General features: G+C 45.7%; 15 protein-coding genes. 8 read left to right on the top strand and 7 right to left on the bottom strand.

Annotated elements, in window-relative coordinates; translation table 11 throughout:
* Window positions 1–114: 114 nt before the first annotated feature.
* Complete coding sequence (locus IE103_RS15805) at window positions 115–447, top strand: YnfA family protein (RefSeq protein WP_189347192.1); 333 nt, start codon at window positions 115–117, stop codon at window positions 445–447.
* A 117-nt stretch (window positions 448–564) separates the two neighbouring features.
* On the opposite strand, the gene IE103_RS15800 is transcribed toward IE103_RS15805, so the two are convergent.
* The 4 genes from IE103_RS15800 to IE103_RS15785 form a co-directional block, all read right to left on the bottom strand.
* Window positions 565–972, bottom strand: coding sequence for a DoxX family protein (locus tag IE103_RS15800; protein WP_189347104.1), 408 nt, complete (start codon window positions 970–972; stop codon window positions 565–567).
* A gap of 73 nt (window positions 973–1,045) precedes the next feature.
* Window positions 1,046–1,747 (bottom strand): pirin family protein, encoded by a 702-nt coding sequence (locus tag IE103_RS15795; protein WP_189347103.1) that lies wholly within the window; start codon window positions 1,745–1,747, stop codon window positions 1,046–1,048.
* A 400-nt stretch (window positions 1,748–2,147) separates the two neighbouring features.
* A complete protein-coding gene (katG, locus tag IE103_RS15790; RefSeq protein WP_189347102.1) occupies window positions 2,148–4,361 on the bottom strand; it encodes a catalase/peroxidase HPI in 2,214 nt (737 codons plus the stop codon).
* A gap of 249 nt (window positions 4,362–4,610) precedes the next feature.
* Window positions 4,611–5,525, bottom strand: a complete 915-nt coding sequence (locus IE103_RS15785; protein ID WP_189347101.1) for a LysR family transcriptional regulator — start codon at window positions 5,523–5,525, stop codon at window positions 4,611–4,613.
* Window positions 5,526–5,643: 118 nt separating this feature from the next.
* Between IE103_RS15785 and IE103_RS15780 the strand changes: the two genes are divergently transcribed.
* The 5 genes from IE103_RS15780 (at window position 5,644) to IE103_RS15760 (ending at window position 10,465) form a co-directional block, all read left to right on the top strand.
* Window positions 5,644–6,870 (top strand): acyl-CoA dehydrogenase family protein, encoded by a 1,227-nt coding sequence (locus IE103_RS15780; RefSeq protein ID WP_189347100.1) that lies wholly within the window; start codon window positions 5,644–5,646, stop codon window positions 6,868–6,870.
* Between the two features lie 17 nt (window positions 6,871–6,887).
* Window positions 6,888–7,958 (top strand): phosphotransferase family protein, encoded by a 1,071-nt coding sequence (locus IE103_RS15775; protein ID WP_189347099.1) that lies wholly within the window; start codon window positions 6,888–6,890, stop codon window positions 7,956–7,958.
* Window positions 7,959–7,970: 12 nt separating this feature from the next.
* A complete protein-coding gene (locus tag IE103_RS15770; RefSeq protein WP_189347098.1) occupies window positions 7,971–8,705 on the top strand; it encodes a histidine phosphatase family protein in 735 nt (244 codons plus the stop codon).
* Window positions 8,706–8,771: 66 nt separating this feature from the next.
* Entirely contained in the window at window positions 8,772–9,614 is an 843-nt protein-coding gene (locus IE103_RS15765) for an SDR family NAD(P)-dependent oxidoreductase (protein ID WP_189347097.1), read from the top strand.
* A gap of 569 nt (window positions 9,615–10,183) precedes the next feature.
* Entirely contained in the window at window positions 10,184–10,465 is a 282-nt protein-coding gene (locus IE103_RS15760; protein WP_189347096.1) for a hypothetical protein, read from the top strand.
* A gap of 182 nt (window positions 10,466–10,647) precedes the next feature.
* On the opposite strand, the gene IE103_RS15755 is transcribed toward IE103_RS15760, so the two are convergent.
* Complete coding sequence (locus IE103_RS15755) at window positions 10,648–12,630, bottom strand: sigma-54-dependent Fis family transcriptional regulator (protein ID WP_189347095.1); 1,983 nt, start codon at window positions 12,628–12,630, stop codon at window positions 10,648–10,650.
* 590 nt (window positions 12,631–13,220) lie between these two features.
* Here IE103_RS15755 and exaC point away from each other — a divergent pair.
* Together exaC and IE103_RS15745 are read left to right on the top strand one after the other, a co-directional pair.
* Complete coding sequence (gene exaC / locus IE103_RS15750) at window positions 13,221–14,741, top strand: acetaldehyde dehydrogenase ExaC (protein WP_189347094.1); 1,521 nt, start codon at window positions 13,221–13,223, stop codon at window positions 14,739–14,741.
* A gap of 191 nt (window positions 14,742–14,932) precedes the next feature.
* Window positions 14,933–15,310 (top strand): DUF779 domain-containing protein, encoded by a 378-nt coding sequence (locus IE103_RS15745; RefSeq protein WP_189347093.1) that lies wholly within the window; start codon window positions 14,933–14,935, stop codon window positions 15,308–15,310.
* Window positions 15,311–15,361: 51 nt separating this feature from the next.
* On the opposite strand, the gene IE103_RS15740 is transcribed toward IE103_RS15745, so the two are convergent.
* Entirely contained in the window at window positions 15,362–17,512 is a 2,151-nt protein-coding gene (locus IE103_RS15740; protein WP_189347092.1) for a putative bifunctional diguanylate cyclase/phosphodiesterase, read from the bottom strand.
* A 339-nt stretch (window positions 17,513–17,851) separates the two neighbouring features.
* Window positions 17,852–19,369, bottom strand: a complete 1,518-nt coding sequence (locus IE103_RS15735; RefSeq protein ID WP_189347091.1) for an amidohydrolase family protein — start codon at window positions 19,367–19,369, stop codon at window positions 17,852–17,854.
* Between the last annotated feature and the right edge of the window lie 12 nt (window positions 19,370–19,381).

Genomic DNA, 19,381 nt, shown 5'->3' with positions numbered 1-19,381 from the left:
TTTTTTTGGTACTAACACAAGCACTAGCCTATACTTGTCGTCTAATCTATGTACACCAATCTTGGAACACAAAGATGGCGCAGTAATTTTTCTTCACAAATTATTTTGTATCGTATGTTCGAGTTAAAAACTATCGCCCTCTTTTTCCTAACCGCTATCGCCGAGATTCTCGGTTGCTATCTGCCATATCTTTGGCTAAAAGAGAATAAGAGTATGTGGCTATTAGTACCAGCGGCGCTATGTTTGTCACTATTTGCTTGGTTACTGTCGCTGCACCCAGCGGCGGCTGGCCGCGTATATGCCGCTTATGGTGGCGTGTATATCGCGGTGGCACTGTTGTGGCTCTATGTGATTGATGGCATCAAACCAAGTACTTGGGATCTTATCGGTGCCGGTGTTGCTTTACTCGGTATGGCAATCATTATGTTTGCACCAAAAAATTCTTAAGCGTCTTCACTGTTGAACGAAGACGCTCGCCAACTCTTTCGCCTGATCCGAATTATTCAAATCAATTACTTGCTTTACAGATTCAATAATTCGGATCATACAAGATGCAGCGCCTTATCAAGCGCGGCGCGCATCCAAACTCCATCCACCAGCACCCCACGCCGCCAAGCTCATCAAACCACCAGCAACGGCGATATTTTTGAAGAACAAAAGTTGTGTCACATACGCCTGATCAGCCGGTACCGCCCAATAAGCATGAAAAATAAACGATGCGACCAGCGTGAAAAACGCTAAAGCGAGCGCGGCAAAACGTGTACCTAAGCCGATGATCAAAGCAATGCCTCCAGCAACTTCCAGCACAATCGCAGCGATCGCTGCAAGAGTGGCCATTGGTAAGCCAACAGATTCGATGTATCCAACGGTGCCAGCAAAGCCGGTAATTTTTGCAATCCCGGCTGGCAGAAAGAGCGCAGCAAGTAATAAACGACCGACGAAGGTGAGTGGATTTTGCAATTGAGTAAACATGGTTTTTCCTTAAAAATAAATTCGAGAATGGGATATTTATATCTAGCTTATGTGTGCAACTTAAGTAGCAAAACTAAGCCGCCAAATCAAATACCAAAACTTCAGCGTCAATACCTTGACTGAGATGCAAATGCTGTTCGTGCTCAATGCGTAGCGCATCACCGCTATGTAATCGCTGTCCATTGACAGTCAATTCGCCACGAATCAAATGCACATAAGCTTTACGCGCAGGATTCAAATCAAGCCCTGCTTGTTCTACGCCATCAAACAGTCCAGCATACAAAGCCGCATCAGCATGCATCGCCACCGCATTTGCATCACCCGTTGGCGATGCGACTAGACACAAAGCGCCACGTTTTTTCATTGCAGGAATCGTCTTTTGTTCATAACTAGGCTCCACATTTAGTTGATTTGGACGTATCCAAATTTGTAGAAAATGCGTTTGCTTCCCTTCCGCATGATTAAACTCACTATGTCTAACACCCGTACCGGCACTCATGCGTTGCACATCACCTGGTGGAATTGCTTTGACGTTGCCCATACTATCTTTGTGCGCCAGCTCTCCTGACAAAACATAGCTGATGATTTCCATATCACGATGTCCGTGGGTACCGAAACCGGTACCAGCAGCGATACGATCTTCATTAATCACCAACAAATTACCCCAGCCGACATGTTCAGGATCGTAATAATTTGCAAAAGAAAAGCTATGAAAGCTCTTTAGCCAACCGTGATCCGCGTAGCCACGGTCTTGGGATTTTCTTAATGTCAACATGGTTTTCTCCTTATTGAATAGTACGCAGCAATATCGTTTGTGTACTGCGTTTGACTAGATGTCATAAGTGAGATTATGCGCTAGCGTGAATTGCTTTTGATTGAATGAATTTGACTTCATTATTCAAATATTTTGAATAATTACGCCTCACTGTATGTTCGCGAACTTCAAACAATCAATAAAATTCCAAGCAAAAAATTATGGCCGATTGACGATAAACTGATTTAGCTACCCTGTATATTTATTCGCAGGTCTAGCAATCGAAGGCAGCGACATAAGTAGCATGCATAGTGGAACCTTAGAATGAAAAAATCCCCGATGAAGCATATTCATCGGGGACTCGTCCAAATTAATTTCAATAGCGATGCACTGATTTTATTACAGTGCATCCATATCAAAATTATGCCAAATCAAAGCGATCTGCATTCATCACTTTGTTCCACGCAGCGATGAAATCATTTACAAATTTTTGATTTGCATCACTACTTGCATACACTTCTGCCAACGCACGTAGTTGTGAATTTGAACCGAAGACCAAGTCTACAACGGTACCTGTCCATTTCAATTCGCCACTTTGACGATCGCGACCTTCCAACACGCCAGCAGCGCTGCTGGACTTTTGCCACTTGGTGTTCATATCCAACAAATTCACAAAGAAATCATTGCTCAAAGTCTCTGGGCGTTTGGTGAATACACCATGTTGTGTCTTACCTGTGTTGGCATTCAAAGCACGCATACCACCGATCAACACCGTCATTTCTGGTGCGCTCAAATTCAACAATTGCGCCTTGTCGATCAAGAGTTCTGCTGCATGGGATTCTAATCCTGCACGAACATAATTACGGAAGCCATCCGCCGCTGGCTCCAATACAGCAAAGGAGTCAACATCGGTTTGATCTTGCGACGCATCCATACGACCTAGTGTGAATGGCACTTGCACCGCATGTCCCGCCTTGTGAGCAGCAGCTTCAATACCTGCAGCACCAGCTAATACGATCAAATCAGCTAAAGAAATTTTCTTACCGCCAGTTTGTGCCGCGTTAAATTCTTGCTGGATCGCTTCTAATGTCGCCAAGACTTTGCTTAATTCCAGTGGCTGATTGGCTTCCCAATCACGCTGTGGCGATAAACGAATACGTGCACCATTTGCACCACCGCGTTTGTCACTGCCACGGAAAGTCGATGCTGATGACCATGCCGTATTCACCAATTGCGCAATGCTCAAACCAGAAGCTAGCACTTTCGCTTTCAAATTAGCGATATCTTGAGCATCGACTAATGCATGATCAACCGCAGGGATAGGATCTTGCCAAATCAAAGTTTCGCTCGGCACCAAGGAACCCAAGTAACGTGCCGCTGGCCCCATGTCACGATGGGTTAACTTAAACCAAGCACGTGCGAATGCATCAGCAAATTCTGCTGGGTTTTGATGGAAGCGACGTGCAATTTTTTCGTAAGCTGGATCAAAACGCAAAGACAAATCAGCGGTCGTCATCATTGGTGGATGTGACTTGCTTGGGTCATGTGCGTCTGGGATCAAGTGCTCAGGTTTGCAATTTTTAGCAACCCACTGCTTCGCTCCCGCTGGGCTCTTGGTTAATTCCCATTCATAGCCGAACAACATGTCAAAATAACCGTTATCCCAAGTCGTCGGATTAGGTTTCCATGCCCCTTCAATACCGCTCGTCGTCGTGTGCACACCTTTGCCTGATCCAAATTGATTGATCCAACCCAAACCCTGCTCTTCAATTCCGGCAGCTTCTGGTTCTGGTCCGACTAAAGAAGGATCACCAGCACCGTGCGCTTTACCAAAGGTATGACCACCCGCAACCAAGGCGACGGTTTCTTCGTCATTCATCGCCATCCGCGCAAAAGTCTCGCGTACATCGCGGCCTGATGCGACTGGATCAGGATTACCATCTGGACCTTCTGGGTTCACATAAATCAAACCCATTTGTACTGCAGCCAAAGGATTTTCTAACTCGCGTTTGCCTGAATAGCGACTGTTTTCTTTGTCACTTGTCGCTAGCCATTGTGTTTCAGAACCCCAGTAAATATCTTCCTCTGGTTGCCAAATATCTTCGCGACCACCAGCAAAACCAAAAGTCTTAAAGCCCATTGATTCGAGCGCCACATTGCCAGCCAAGATAAACAAATCCGCCCACGAAATTTTGCGGCCATATTTTTGTTTGATCGGCCATAATAAACGACGTGCTTTATCAAGATTACCGTTATCTGGCCAGCTATTGAGTGGTGCGAAACGTTGATTACCAGTACCCGCACCACCGCGACCATCAGACACGCGATAAGTACCTGCAGCATGCCAAGCCATACGAATCATCAAACCACCGTAGTGACCCCAATCTGCTGGCCACCAATCTTGAGAATCGGTCATCAAGGCATGTAAGTCTTTGACTAAGGCATCGAGATCGAGGGTTTTAAATTCTTCTGCGTAATTAAATTGCTCCCCCATTGGATCGGATTTGGGAGAATGTTGATGCAAGATATTGAGTTTTAATTGATTAGGCCACCAAGTTGCATTAGTTGGTGCGCCAGCAGCAACAGCGTTTTTCGGTGAGCCGTGGTGGAAAGGGCATTTTGCTTCGTTTGACATAGTTATCTCCTTGGTTTAGTTCAAAACGACTACGGAATTGATTCTAGAGATCAAACTTTGATAGATCAACTCAATTAAATTTATCCATTCGATAAATTTTAACTAAATTAATCCAGTAAAGGTAATTGAATGTGATTTACGTCAACATAATTGGGATATAAGTCGCTAGGCTGAAATGTGTACGTGCTGAGTCATTGTAGTGCATTACAAGAAAAGTGATCGATGCAAATAATCAGCAAAAACTTTAGATTAAGGATGCATTAAATTCAGCAATTGTTCACGCAACCAACTATTTGCAGGGTCATTATCTGCGCTGCTATGCCAATACAAATGGGCATCGATAGGTTGAGTAGCTAAAGGAAATGGGTCAATCCGATTCATAAACTGTGCATTGGCGATACTTGCATATTGCTCAGGCATGGTCAGCAATAAATCGGTTTCACTAACAACACGACAAGCAGCAAAGTAATGCTGGCAGCGCAAACTGATTTGTCTACGCAAACCCTCACGATTCAATTCAAAATCTTCTAGTCCTACACCTTGACGCCGCGAAGACACCAAGACATGCGCTTGCTGCAAATAGATGTCGAGATCAAGTACTTGATTTTTTTTCTTCGGCATCTGTGGATGCCCTTTGCGCGACAACACAATTAAACGATCACGCGAGACACGTTGCTGCCGAATTTGATTACTGAGTGGGATCGGCACTTCTAAAACCATATCAAGATCACCGCTACTTAAGGCTGTTTCAATCTCGCGTCGATCCACTCGCACGCTTGCAATAGTGATACCCGGCGCTTGTTCGCTAATTTTCTGTACCAGCGGCGGCAAGATGGTCGCTTCGAATACGTCGCGCAAACCCAAGTGAAATCGTCGTTGCGTTTGTGCGGGATGAAAACTTTGATCAGTTTGCAAGCTGGCTTCAAACAATTGCAAACCCTGTCTCACCTGCGTAATGATTCCACGGGTAAATGAGGTAGGAACCATCGCTGCGCCTTGTCGCACAAATAGAGGGTCATCAAACATGGTGCGTAAACGCGCCAAGGCATGACTGAGCGCAGGCTGACTTAAATTCAAAACCTGGCTTGCACGCGTGATGCTGCCTTGACTATAGATTGCGTCAAGCACCACAAATAGATTGAGATCGGTACGAGATAAATGCATGAAATGAATTATGGCATATTCAAATCATTCATTTGAATAATTCATACCGAGGTCGTATGCTGCTACAACATAAATGCATCTGCGATGCAGCTCTACACCTGACATGTGAAAGCCCACCATGAACTTCGCCCACTCCGATAACGCCACTAGTTTGATTGCACGAATGCAGTCCTTCATGCAAGAGCATGTGATCCCTGCCGAACAAACCTACGCAGCACAATTGCGTGGTGGTGCCGATTGGACGCAGTGGCAACAACCGCCAGTGATGGAAGAGTTAAAAGCCAAAGCACGTGCTGCTGGCTTATGGAATTTATTTTTACCGGAAGACGGTGCGCGTTTATCCAATGTTGATTACGCACCTCTTGCAGAAATCACCGGACGTTCCATGATCGCGCCCGAAGTCTTCAACTGCAATGCGCCCGACACCGGCAATATGGAAGTGCTAGTCAAATACGGCAGTGAAGAACAAAAGCAGCGCTGGCTCAAGCCTTTAATGGCAGGTGAAATCCGCTCCGCTTTTTGCATGACAGAACCAGAAGTCGCATCGAGTGATGCGACGAATATGCAAGCAAGCGCGATCTTGGAAGGTGACGAAGTCGTGTTAAACGGTCGCAAATGGTGGAGTTCAGGCATCGGCCATCCGAACTGCAAAGTGCTGATCTTTATGGGACTGAGCAACACCAGCGCAGACAAACATCAACAGCATTCGATGATACTGGTACCACTCGATACCCCCGGTGTCAAAATCGAGCGCATGCTACCCGTATTTCACACATTAGACGAACCGTATGGACATGGCGAAGTTAGCTTTACCAATGTGCGCATGCCTCTCTCATCGATCATCGGTGGTTTAGGTCGTGGCTTCGAAATCGCCCAAGGGCGTTTAGGACCAGGACGCATTCATCACTGCATGCGTGCAATAGGCGCAGCAGAATTTGCATTGGAATTATTGTGTGAACGCGCAATGCAACGCGTCGCCTTTGGCAAACCTTTAGCCAAACTCGGTGGCAATGCCGACATCATCGCCAATGCACGGATGGCGATAGAACAAGCGAGGTTACTGACCTTGAAAGCGGCGTGGATGATGGATACGGTCGGTGTCAAAGGCGCGATGAGCGAGATTTCCCAAATCAAAGTAATTGCGCCGAATGTCGCCACCCAAGTGATTGATGCCGCGATGCAAATGCATGGTGGCGCCGGTTTATCTGATGATTTTCCACTGACCGCTTTGTATGCGTATGCACGTGTGTTGCGGATTGCCGATGGTCCAGATGAAGTACATCGCGGCTTGATCGCCAAGCTCGAATTGAAACGACAAGCTAAACGCCTCGGTATTTCTAATTAAATAAAATAAGTATGAGCATGAATCAATTACTGGATACAGCAAGCGCAGTACGCGCTGGCGAAGAGCTTGAGCGCCAAAAAGTTGGCGCATTTATTCACCAGCATTTACCCAACTTAACGGGCGAGCCTGTCATCGAGCAATTCGCTGGCGGCGCATCGAATCTAACTTACCTATTGCGTTATCCAGAACGCGATCTCATCTTACGTCGTCCGCCGTTCGGGCACCGCGCCAAATCAGCGCATGACATGCTGCGCGAAGCCAATATCATGAGCGCACTCAAGCCTGTGTATCGCTATGTGCCCAGCGTGATTGCCACTTGCAGCGATCCCGCTATCATGGATTGTGACTTCTACGTGATGGAGCGCCTGCACGGAATTATTCCGCGACAAAATCTCCCCAAAGATTTAGTGCTTTCGGTCGAAGACACACGCCGTTTGTGTCTGAACGTCATCGACAAAATGATAGAGGCACACCAGATCGATTATCAACAAGCAGGTTTCGCCTCAATCGCCAAAGGTGCGGGCTATGTGGCACGCCAAGTCGCAGGTTGGAGCGAACGCTATCGTCAAGCAAAAACCGAGGATGTCGGCGATTTTGAAAACGTTATGCAGTGGCTGCACGAGAAAATGCCCGCGCAAGATCTCGCCACCTGCCTCATCCATAATGACTTCCGTTTTGATAATGTCGTTTTGAATCCGGAAAATCCAACTGAAGTCATCGGCGTGCTCGATTGGGAAATGGCGACACTCGGCGATCCTCTAATGGATTTAGGTAATACCCTCGCCTATTGGGTACAAGCCGACGATGACGCGGTATTTCAATCGGTACGACGCCAGCCGACGCATTTAGCGGGCATGCTAACGCGCCAAGAAGTGATCGCGTACTACGGTGAGAAAACCGGCTACCGTGTCGATAATTTTGACTTCTACGCGATCTTTGGCTTGTTCCGCTTAGCGGTGATTGTGCAACAAATCTACTATCGCTACTTCCATGGTCAAACTACAAATCCCGCGTTTGCCGAGTTTGGCAAATTCAGTAATTATCTTGAAAAACGATGCCTACGTCTGATCAAAGCATCCAGCTTATAAAGCAAACAAACTATGCGACACATTTATTTAATCCGACACGGTCAAGCCAGCTTTGATGCCGACGATTATGATCAACTCTCCACACTAGGAGAAGAACAAGCGCGACTATTAGGTGCTTGGCTTAAACACAGCGGCCAATCGGCCGATAAAATCGTTATTGGCGGCAATCGTCGTCATCGACAAACAGCGCAACATTGTCTACAACAATTTAGAAGCACACCACAACAACTAGCGGAACAAGATTGGTTGCTTGATCCAGGCTTTAACGAATTTGATCACGAAGAAGTGGTGCTCAGGCACTGTTCCGAATTTAGCGACTTCGCCTCACTCAAACAATTCTTAAACAAGCAAGCCCAGCCTCAACGCGCTTTTCAACAAGTCTTCACAGAGGCAATCCAACGCTGGATCAGTGGCGACTACGCGGACTACAGCGAGAGCTGGATAGAGTTTCAACAACGCTGTCGCGCTGCCTTAGCGCGCATAAGCGAGACAGCTGAAAATGAAGCTAACTCAAATGAAGCAAGCCAGCAAACCTATTGGGTATTTACTTCTGGTGGCACGATTTCGACCTTGATTCAATCTGTATTAGGGATTCCTGATCAACAGATCTTCGATCTAAACGCGAGCTTAATTAATTCTGGTGTCAGCAAACTGACCGTGGGTAGAAATCGAACACGCTTGAATTATTTAAACAACCCCGCTCACTTAGAGATCTATCAACGTCCAGAATTAATTAGCTATCGCTGATAGATATTTATAGAACAAACAAAACACCATATCCGTTTATAACGCACTCAAAAATTGGAGTAGTAAATGCAAGACCTCAAAGCAAAAGTGGCTGTTATCACAGGCGCAGCAGAAGGCATAGGCAAAGCAATCGCGGTAGCCGCAGCAGCGGAAGGTATGCGACTGGTACTCGCCGATATCTATCAAGAACTGCTCGATAAAACCGTCACCGAACTACGCCAAACTGGTGCCGAAGTGATCGGTGTAGTAACAGACGTATCCAAAGAAAACGAGATACAAGCCTTAGCGGATCAGGCCTACACACAGTTTGGTCAAGTGCATTTACTCGTCAATAATGCAGGTGTCGCTTTTGCTAAATCGGCTTGGGAAACGACTGCCAAAGATTGGGAGTGGATCATGGGAATTAACCTCTACGGCATCACCCATGCAATTCGTATTTTTGTACCGCGCATGTTAGCCAGCAACGAAGTCGCACACATCGTCAACACCGCATCAGTAGCGGGCTTAATCGCCGAGCCTGCACTCGCTGCATACAATGTAAGTAAGTTTGGGGTGGTCGCACTGAGCGAAAGTTTGCAGCATGACCTTAACTTACGCCAAGCAAAAATTGGCGTATCCGTATTGTGCCCGAGTTGGGTAAAAACCCGCATCACCGATGCCGAACGCAATCGCAAAACAGAAGATCGTATTCAAGTCGAACAGCTAGAAAAGGTAAGCTTAAAAACTGGCGCTGCGATTAACAAAGCAGTAGAAGCGGGGATCGCACCGCAGCAAGTGGCGCATGATGTCATCAATGCGATAAAGAACAATACGTTTTATATTTTGACGCATCCTGAAACCAAAGCGGCAGTGGCTATTCGTAGCGAAGATATCTTGCAAGGACGCGCACCAACTTTGCTTCCAATCTGAGCATCATCGCCAAACTGATACCAATCCAGATTTACCAAATCAAGCACGGATAGTACAAAAGCGGCTATCCGTGTCGCTACCTCTCACGCCACATTTGCAGTTTATGTGCACTGCAAAATCACGAGACAATGTTTGACAATTGCTCTTTCCAAAATATCCTACAATAGTGTATAGACAGGCTCGTATGTCGAAATACCAGCAGCGCTATTTTTTAATTATCTGAAGTGTTTTTTAAATTAGAACTATTTGCAACACCCTATTCTTTGAACCATTTTGCAACACTTTTTGACCCGAAATATCGAGTCAATTTGATCAAAATAAAAAGACTTAATAATTTACCTTGAAATATCAACCTCTGGTGAATACATTAACATTATCGAAGTGCTAAATCAAAAAAGATCTTGAACTAGTACTGAGAGTTCATTGAAGTGAAAGGGCAAAGCCCTGAAGAAAAAGGTGATTGCCCTAAAGTGCAAGTGCAATAGTGGCTGTATTGATTTACAAGATTAAACCGAATCAGAAGTTAAAGTTTTTTCACATAAACCACTTAATTAGGATTCATCATATCTATGGCTAATATCCTCGACATCCCAAGTTCCGAAGAGTTTCAATACGATCCAAATAATTTGCTTGATACATTGATTAAAACTTTGGGCATAAAAAACGATGCTGCGCTTTCACGTGCTTTAGAAGTTGCTCCACCAGTGATCAGCAAAATCCGTCACAAAATTTTGCCAGTCGGCCCATCGCTATTAATTCGTATGCATGAAGAATCTGGTTTGAGTATCCGAGAAATTCGTAATCTGATGGGCGACCGCAGAGAAAAATTCCGCATGCCGGATCAGCTGTAATCATTTGTAATCTTAGATTCGCTTCAAAGCTTTAGTAATACCATCAGGGCAGATGCAGCGATGCATCTGCCCTGAGTTTTTGTGCGTAAAAAAATGCGTGAAGCTACGCACCAACATCGCAGCAGAAATCATCTATTTCGATAAATGCTGCAATTTCATATGCTACCTACGAAGTTTGCAGCTTATTGTTTGGTCGAGACGTGTTCTTGCAATTTTCGATACAAGGTTTGGCGGCTAATCCCTAAGTTTCGCGCTGCCGCAGAAACATTCCCCTGAGTTTCTTGTAAGGCTTGCTGTATCAATTGCCAGGTGTTCTGCTGTATATTCGGTACAAGATTTTTTTGACCTTGCCTCATGATTACGGACTCAGGCACAGTTCCGGCAGCAGAGTTAGTGCGCTGATGTAGATCGTCTATTTGTGCAACCGATCGACGTAAATCCTCAACCAAATCCTGCGACAAATGCGCCCACCCAATCTCGGTTTCTCCCTCATCTAACAATGCAGCTGCCGCACGCAAAACATGGCTGAGTTGACGTAGATTACCTGGCCAAGCATAGAGCTGCATCGCAGACAGTACGTCGGCATCAATATGCACTAGCGAATGCGGAGAAATTTCGCGTAATAAATTGCGGCACAGCGCGGCAAAGTCAGTACGTTGTCGCAAAGGCGGTAGATCTAAAGTTAGCCCATTAATTCGGTAAAACAAATCTTCACGGAATCGGCCTTCTGTGACACTTTCCTTCAAATCGCGATGAGTTGCGCAAATCAAATTGAAGTCAACCGGAATCGCACTACTACTTCCTAAAGGCGTGACTTTGCGCTCTTGCAAAACACGCAGCAATCTGGTTTGCAGCATTAAGGGCATATCGCCGATCTCATCCAGAAATAAGCTGCCACCGTGGGCTTCACGAAGCCGACCAAGTACGCCATGACGCGATGCTCCCGTGAATGCACCAGCGACATAGCCGAATAATTCCGATTCAATCAAATGCTCAGGTATCGCCGCACAATTCACCGCAACAAATGCTTTTTCTCGCCGTTGAGAACTATGATGAACTGCTTGCGCGAAAACTTCTTTACCAACGCCAGACTCGCCATGCAAAAGCAAGGGAATCCCTTTATCAATTAACTTGCGCGCCTTGTCCGCTGCCGTTTGCCACTGACGATCTAACTCACTACTGGGGATCACTGCATCCTGCACTACTTGAGATTGAGTAGTAATCGTGTTCAACGATTTGCTGTGTGGATGAAATTGGGCAAACAAACGTCTGCCATCACGACAAATCAAAGCTTCGGGATGACTAGTCGAACGACGTTGACGTGACATGAAGGCATGCAAGTCTTGATCAAATAATTGACGCCAATCGATACGCGCCAAATCGCTGTAGCCTAAGTTCAGCAACGCTAATGCGCGACGATTGGCACCAAGCAAATAGCCATCTTCTGAAAAAACTAAGATTGCTTGAGCGACGCTACCAATACCTTCGGCGCGGGTATGCAGTTGTAACAAAATAGGATGCTGGCAACTTCCCAACACCATACTATTTTCTATCATTTGTGCAGCAGTCGATACCAAACCCAAGGTGTGCGGATGACGACTACGTTGATCTCCAGAGATATCGAGTATGCCGAGCAGATGACCTTGTGCGGATAAGATAGGCGCAGCCGCACATGTCAGAAATTCATTCGGTTCGAGATAGTGTTCGGCACCATTGATTTCAATTTCTGCCGCTTCGGCTAGCGCGGTTCCTATCGCATTTGTACCGCGTTGATTTTCTGCCCAGTTCGCCCCGCATTTTAAGGCAACGCGCTCTGCCTTACTTAAAAAATCTAAGTCACCCAATGTATGCATGAGTACGCCTTGTGCGTCGGCAAGAATCACCATGCTATGACTATGCTTCACCTGATCAAATAGATATTCAATCACGGGCTCTGAATGACTAATTAATTCATGATTAAAATCACGCGCATATTGCAGATTTGCCGAACTCAAATTGTCTGCACAATCAGCTCGACCAACGGGCGACAATCCAGCCGACAAACTTCGTTGCCATGATTGCGCCAAGCGCAAATCGATGCCGGACGTAGGCGTAATTCCACGCTCAACAAATTGCAGACGCGCCTGCTTTAAATGTAAAGCAGGAAGTATGGCTTGGTGGCGCATGAACTTGTCTCCTATATTGGGTCGAGAACAATCGCAATGATACTCAATAACGCGAAATGAACCGAAATGACCTCATGTACATCAATATCATCAATGCCAATGGTGCAAATCGTGCTCATGCCCACATTGCCGTGATTTCTATCGCTTTGTTTTTCTCAGTCTAACTTAGTTTAACAGTTGCGTGCGGCTTCGATTCTGTGTAGGCACAGACTTGTGATGGCGATCAGTTCGAGACCTCATTTCACTGTCTCAAAATGTTACACCTGTCACTTTTTTGCATCGCCTTATGTGACACTGCTGTCACTTTTTTTGACAATCATTGAGGACGAAATTCACAGCCAGAATGCCAAGATATTTTTCAAAAAGTTCATCATCACATTTTGCCTACGCAATCTCATAGGAGGTTGCAGCGCAACAATGCAATTATCAATACGCAGCCCTCAAACATGGCATGCCATTTGCAATTACTCAAAACAGTAACGCCCACAATGCAAGCTTGTATCAGCATCATCGCGTTGCCGTTGTTCGACAAAAGCTCGACAAAAGCCCAACAAAAAAGTGTCAATCACAAATAACAGAAGGAGACCACCTTGATCTATTCAGCACCAGGTGCAGCAGGCGCCAAAATTCAATACAAAGCACGTTATGACAATTTCATCGGCGGCAAGTGGACTGCGCCAGTAAAGGGACAATACTTTGACGTGATTACACCGATTAGCGGTAAGGTCTATACGCAAGCGGCGCGTTCAGGCGCAGAAGACATCGAATTGGCGCTTAATGCCGCGCACGCAGCGGCAGATGCGTGGGGCAAAACTTCACCAACTGAGCGCGCGAATATACTCAACAAAATCGCCGATCGCATCGAAGCGAACCTCGAATTATTGGCGTATGCCGAAACCGTCGACAATGGTAAGGCGATACGCGAAACACTCAATGCAGACATCCCACTCACTATCGATCACTTCCGTTATTTCGCTGGTTGTATTCGTGCGCAAGAAGGTGCATTGTCTGAACTCGATGAAACCACCGTCGCATATCACTATCACGAGCCACTCGGCGTAGTCGGTCAAATCATCCCTTGGAATTTCCCTATCTTGATGGCGGCGTGGAAATTAGCACCGGCCTTAGGCGCAGGTAATTGCGTGGTCTTAAAGCCAGCAGAGTCGACCCCGATTTCGCTCCTGATATTGACAGAATTGATCGCCGATTTATTGCCTGCTGGTGTGCTCAATATCGTCAATGGCTATGGCCGCGAAGCTGGTATGCCATTAGCAAATAGCAAGCGCATCGCGAAGATTGCGTTCACAGGTTCGACCTCAACTGGTCGTGTGATTGCACAAGCTGCCGCGAATAATCTGATTCCTGCAACCTTAGAACTCGGTGGTAAATCACCTAATATCTTTTTTGCTGACATCATGGATGCAGACGATGCCTTCCTCGACAAGGCAATTGAAGGCTTAGTCCTATTCGCTTTTAATCAAGGCGAAGTATGTACCTGCCCATCACGTGCATTGATTCAAGAAAGTATCTACGATAAGTTTATGGAACGCGTATTACAACGCGTTGCGGCAATCAAGCATGCCAATCCTTTAGATACCGACACCATGATGGGCGCGCAAGCATCGAAAGAACAATTGACCAAAATTTTGTCGTATCTTGAACTAGGCAAAGAAGAAGGTGCCGAAGTGTTAGCTGGTGGCACGCAAGCGCATTTAGATGGCGATTTGGCTGGTGGTTACTATGTCCAACCGACCTTGTTCAAGGGACATAACAAAATGCGTATCTTCCAAGAAGAAATTTTTGGACCTGTGCTCGCCATCACCACTTTTAAAGATGAAGCCGAGGCATTAGCAATCGCTAATGACACGCTGTATGGTTTAGGTGCTGGTGTGTGGAGCCGCAACGGCAATGTCGCATATCGTATGGGACGTGCGATCAAAGCTGGCCGCGTTTGGACCAATTGCTATCATGCGTATCCAGCCCATGCTGCGTTCGGTGGTTACAAGGAATCTGGCATCGGTCGTGAAAACCATAAGATGATGCTCAATCACTATCAACAAACCAAGAACCTCTTGGTTAGCTACAGTGAAAACAAATTGGGCTTCTTCTGACATCAATCTAGATAACAGTAGCGCATTGCATATTTAAGCAGTGCGTTACTTTCTTACGATGAAATCTCTGCTCAAGGTAGCGACGTGTCGCGTCGTGATTGTGCAGAGAATTCGTTAACTGGCTTTGTCTTTAGCTTCGCTCATTGAGTAATTTGATGAATTATTTAGTGAACTATTTTGCGCGAGGAATCATGGTAGATCGTGTTATCGCCACAGCGGCTGCTCTAGAATTAATCGCTCAATTAAAAGCCGAATACGGTGAAATCATGTTTCATCAATCTGGTGGCTGCTGTGACAATAGTGCAGCGAATTGCTATCTTCCTAGCGATCTAACGATAGGCCACTATGATGTCAAGTTGGGTGAATTAGATGGCGTACCGTTTTATATCGGTAAACTGCAATATGACTATTGGAAACACACGCAATTAATTTTAGATGTCATCGATGGGCATGGCGGCACATTTTCTCTCGAAGGCGCAACCGGCAAAGCCTTTCACACACGCTCACGTCTTTTCACTGACGATGAATGGCAACAAATCGAAGCCCAGGTGCTTGCCGATTTGGCCTAGTCGATCTTGCTCAACACCGAACTACATGCAAGAACAATTTAGCTCATGCAATCAATTACTCGGTAAGTAGCCAGGGTTCATCACCAAAGGCAGATGCAAACCCAGATCAGGGTGTGCAGCAGCAAGCCAAGGCATGTGTACGTTTTCTAGAAATGTATCAGCAGCATCAACCGTTAATGGCTTTGCAAATAGATAACCCTGCAAGAGATCACAACCCAAATGTCGCAACTGCGCTAACTGCTCCTTGGTTTCCACACCTTCAGCAACAATTTCTAAATCCAGTTTCTTCGCTAAGCCAATCGCAGTCGCACAGATTTCTAATCCCTTGCCACCTTTATCCATATCCCACACAAAGCTGCGATCTAGTTTTAAGGAATTGACTGGCAACACGCGCAGATAACCCAGCGATGAATAGCCGGTGCCAAAGTCATCAATCGACAAACGTACACCCAACTTTTGCAAGGCGCCCAAACGTTCAATCGCGCGCTCAGGGTCTTGCATCAAGACCGACTCAGTGATTTCAAGTTCTAAATCCTTACCTTCCAGATGGTAAGTTTGTAATGCCTCACTCACCGTTTGTTCTAGTTCCGAGACCAGCAATTGTTGTGCAGACAAATTCACAGCGACGCGTAAATCGCTAAACCCCATCGCATGCCAACGTGCTAATTGTGCGCATGCTGCATTAATCACCCACGCACCTATTGGCGCAATAATGCCCATGGTTTCGGCTAGCTGGATAAAGCGATCTGGCATCACCAAGCCATACTGAGGGTGCTGCCACCGTATCAATGCCTCTAAGCAAATCGTATTGCCATTGCTAGCGGAAACTTGGGGTTGATAGCATAAGAAAAATTCTTGCTTCGTCAATGCCTCTTTCAATGCACTTTCAAAGGCGATACGCTCTTGCATCTTGTCTTTGAGAGAGGGCTGGTAAAAACGTAATTTACCTATCCCCGCACTTTTTGCATCATGCAAGGCTAACTCTGCCGCCGACAATAAATCCTCATCGGCACTAATATTGTCAGGAAACACGGCAGCACCAACGCTCGAAGTGATACTTAATAAACTATCGCAAACATAAAACGGTGAAGCTAAAGCCCCCGCCAATTTCTCGTAGACTAAAGTAACGCAACGCTCAGTCTTTAAGCAAGATGCAGCAACGATAAATCGACCACTTCCCAAACGCGCAACGATATCGGTTTCGCGTACATGCGCTTGTAATCGCTGTGCAACTTCGATCAATAATTGATCACCCGCTTGATAACCTCTGGTGCCATTCACGATGCCAAGTTGATCTACATCGAAAATAAATATGCCTAGCTTGGTTTGATTCTGACTATTTAATTCCAATAACTGACGCAAGCCAAGCAAAGCACCCGCACGATTGGGCAAACCCGTCAGCAAATCACTGTTCATGACATGTTCAAAGCGCTGATTGTCTATCTTACGATGCTCAATTTCATGTTGAAGTTCGTTATAGATACGCAGCTCTTCAATTCGTCGACTCGACACATCTTTCCCTACCAAAGCAGAAAATGAAACAGCGAGCAATAAGAAGCCAAATCCACCCAAATACGGCAGTTTGATCACCCCCGAATCAGACAGCCCAGCCAACAAACCAGCGATCAACATCAGCGCCAGCGCAATCCAAAACAAGCGACTGGTTCGCTTCTCACCCAAGCGCGTAATCTTGATCGAGAAGATCATGGTGTAAATCAATAAACCCAAAGACATCAGACGCATGGCGCGAAAAACTAAGGATGGCTCACCAGAGAAAATCCACAATTGTTCACCCCACGCGTAGGTGGTTAAACCATCTTTTGATACCGTATCAAAGCGATAACCATACTCGCTGAAATAGTTGTACACCATCACCGCAGCTGCAAAAGCGGCAACGAAATAGGCGGACCGAAACGCACTGGCTTTATCTTCTAGCGAAGCAACCAAAAACCATATCAATGGGATTAACAATATCGAGAAAAGATTAACCCACTTATGCGCGACCATCGCGGCTTGAAAATTACTAGCCGTAAATTGCACACCGCAAGCAAATTGGAAAAGAGAGAAGAACAAGCAGAGAGCAGAAAACACCCAGCAAGTTCTTGCATAGGGACTGCCACGTGCCATGATGGCTGCCTGAAAAGCACCTAATGCAAACACGCCAACCGAAATAAAATACAGTGTTGCAACTGGCGTATTCATTTCTGCTTTCTTAGTTAATAAGGGGAAATCAAACAAACACGCCACCTGCAAAATTTGCCTCTCTTGTGAAGAAACAAGCAGCATGGGTGAATTTAATATATTTAATTATACTGCGATGATTTCCACATAGCAATGATTGGTATGACCAATTTGAATATATGTGTTGAAATAAAGTAGCAGCAACTTTCTTCATTGCGCTGACTTAGTTGCTGTGACTTATTTGCCATGACTTAGTTGCTCTGATTCAGCAACTAAGTCATGTTTAAAGCAAATCGAATAGTTTTCTTTAAACAGTAATCGCCAACTTAGAAAGGCCATAGATTCTCTAGGCGGAATCCATCATTGCGGTTTTGCAGAAGCCGCGAGTTTCGCGGCCGCCGCTTCAAATTGCATGAAGCGCTGATCGAGTTGACGTAATTGCTGCGTCTTTTCGCTTGGGTTTAAGAATGAATAATGAATGCTGTTATATACCGTCTGCTTCAAGACCGCATACGAAGGTTGATAGCGACTCGTAAACAAAAAGTATTCATGACTGAGATTATTACGCGATACCGCAGCGTCGTCACTACTGATGACAATAGGTACTTGATGACGTAAATACAGCGTGACCGGATGTGCCTGTGCTTGCAATCCTAAAATAAACGCATTGCTACTTAAATTAATTTCTACCGCTACCTTTCGGCGCTTCAATTCCGCCAACAATTGATCGGCTTGACGCTCATGCATGATTCCTACACCGTGGCCGATGCGTTCTGCGCCTGCAATTTGTACAGCGCCACTGATGTGATGTTGCAAATGCTCTGGCGCGACCAAACCGAGTTTCAATTCACCAGCATGCATTGCCAATCGAACTTGCGGAAATCGTTGCTTCAAAAAGGCGAACATCTGCATGTGTAGGGTGTAATCACGCAATGCCACCACACCATGCTCTGGCCCAACAATATTCACACCAACAATCAAGGGATTGAGATGACTCGCGGCAAAAGCTGCATACAAACCAGAAAACACTTTTGATGGTGCGCTATTGCGTGAAACATAGGTTTGAAAACGCAAAGTAAATTCTGCATCATCAATGCCCGCCGCATCAGCGTTCAATTCTTTTATAAAATCACGAATCTTTGTTTGCGCCATCGTATCGTTAGCTAAAAAATCAGCGTATTGACTAAACGCCTGCTGCATTTCACTTTGACTCGACAGCGAATGCAAACTATCGATCTTACTCGCCAACTCAGGATGATCTGTGACTGGCGCACTCTTCAACATCGTTTCTAGATATTGTTGATTTTCGGCTTTTGCTTGTTGCTTCAAAATCTGCAAACCTTGATTGGTTGAATACTTTGAAATCCCAGAAAAATAGCCAAAGGTATTGAAGAAATGTTGATCTGGCGCTGGTTGCGCATGCACCTGATGCTCGTAATCTTGAACCGACCACGCAGAGATTAACTCGCGATAGAAATTGACGTCTTTACGTATCGCGTCAGCACTTAAACAAATTTTACTCGCCGCAGCGATTTGCGCAGGACGCGATTCAACTTTGAATTTTTCTAACTTATTCGCTGCGTCACTTTCACGATAAACACAAAAACCGTGTTGACCTACCCAATCAAGGTAGGTCTCCGCATAAATCGAGCCAGAATAATGATGATGAATGTCACCGCCCTTCGGCAACATGGTCATCAACATGCTCAATTCTGCCAAACGTGGTTGCGCGCTATTGGTCGATTGAATCAGTTGCGTATAGTAGTGATTGGTCGCATTCCAATTTTGCTTAAGCTTGCTTGCAGTAATTTTATTTTCAAACGAGATCGCATGGCAGGCGATGGAACTCAAACAAACTGCAAGGATGATTTTTTTCATGACGAACTTTCA

This window comes from Affinundibacterium macrobrachii (assembly GCF_014652415.1).
GTDB classification, from domain to species: domain Bacteria; phylum Pseudomonadota; class Gammaproteobacteria; order Burkholderiales; family Burkholderiaceae_D; genus Undibacterium; species Undibacterium macrobrachii.
This window is presented reverse-complemented; position numbering and strand designations above follow the sequence as displayed.

What these genes read in the sequence shown, in the direction of transcription:
- IE103_RS15805 (WP_189347192.1), top strand. Translation starts at nt 115, where the DNA reads ATGTTCGAGTTAAAAACTATCGCCCTCTTTTTCCTAACCGCTATCGCC.
- IE103_RS15800 (WP_189347104.1), bottom strand. Translation starts at nt 972, where the DNA reads ATGTTTACTCAATTGCAAAATCCACTCACCTTCGTCGGTCGTTTATTA.
- IE103_RS15795 (WP_189347103.1), bottom strand. Translation starts at nt 1,747, where the DNA reads ATGTTGACATTAAGAAAATCCCAAGACCGTGGCTACGCGGATCACGGT.
- katG (WP_189347102.1), bottom strand. Translation starts at nt 4,361, where the DNA reads ATGTCAAACGAAGCAAAATGCCCTTTCCACCACGGCTCACCGAAAAAC.
- IE103_RS15785 (WP_189347101.1), bottom strand. Translation starts at nt 5,525, where the DNA reads ATGCATTTATCTCGTACCGATCTCAATCTATTTGTGGTGCTTGACGCA.
- IE103_RS15780 (WP_189347100.1), top strand. Translation starts at nt 5,644, where the DNA reads ATGAACTTCGCCCACTCCGATAACGCCACTAGTTTGATTGCACGAATG.
- IE103_RS15775 (WP_189347099.1), top strand. Translation starts at nt 6,888, where the DNA reads ATGAATCAATTACTGGATACAGCAAGCGCAGTACGCGCTGGCGAAGAG.
- IE103_RS15770 (WP_189347098.1), top strand. Translation starts at nt 7,971, where the DNA reads ATGCGACACATTTATTTAATCCGACACGGTCAAGCCAGCTTTGATGCC.
- IE103_RS15765 (WP_189347097.1), top strand. Translation starts at nt 8,772, where the DNA reads ATGCAAGACCTCAAAGCAAAAGTGGCTGTTATCACAGGCGCAGCAGAA.
- IE103_RS15760 (WP_189347096.1), top strand. Translation starts at nt 10,184, where the DNA reads ATGGCTAATATCCTCGACATCCCAAGTTCCGAAGAGTTTCAATACGAT.
- IE103_RS15755 (WP_189347095.1), bottom strand. Translation starts at nt 12,630, where the DNA reads ATGCGCCACCAAGCCATACTTCCTGCTTTACATTTAAAGCAGGCGCGT.
- IE103_RS15745 (WP_189347093.1), top strand. Translation starts at nt 14,933, where the DNA reads ATGGTAGATCGTGTTATCGCCACAGCGGCTGCTCTAGAATTAATCGCT.
- IE103_RS15740 (WP_189347092.1), bottom strand. Translation starts at nt 17,512, where the DNA reads ATGAATACGCCAGTTGCAACACTGTATTTTATTTCGGTTGGCGTGTTT.
- IE103_RS15735 (WP_189347091.1), bottom strand. Translation starts at nt 19,369, where the DNA reads ATGAAAAAAATCATCCTTGCAGTTTGTTTGAGTTCCATCGCCTGCCAT.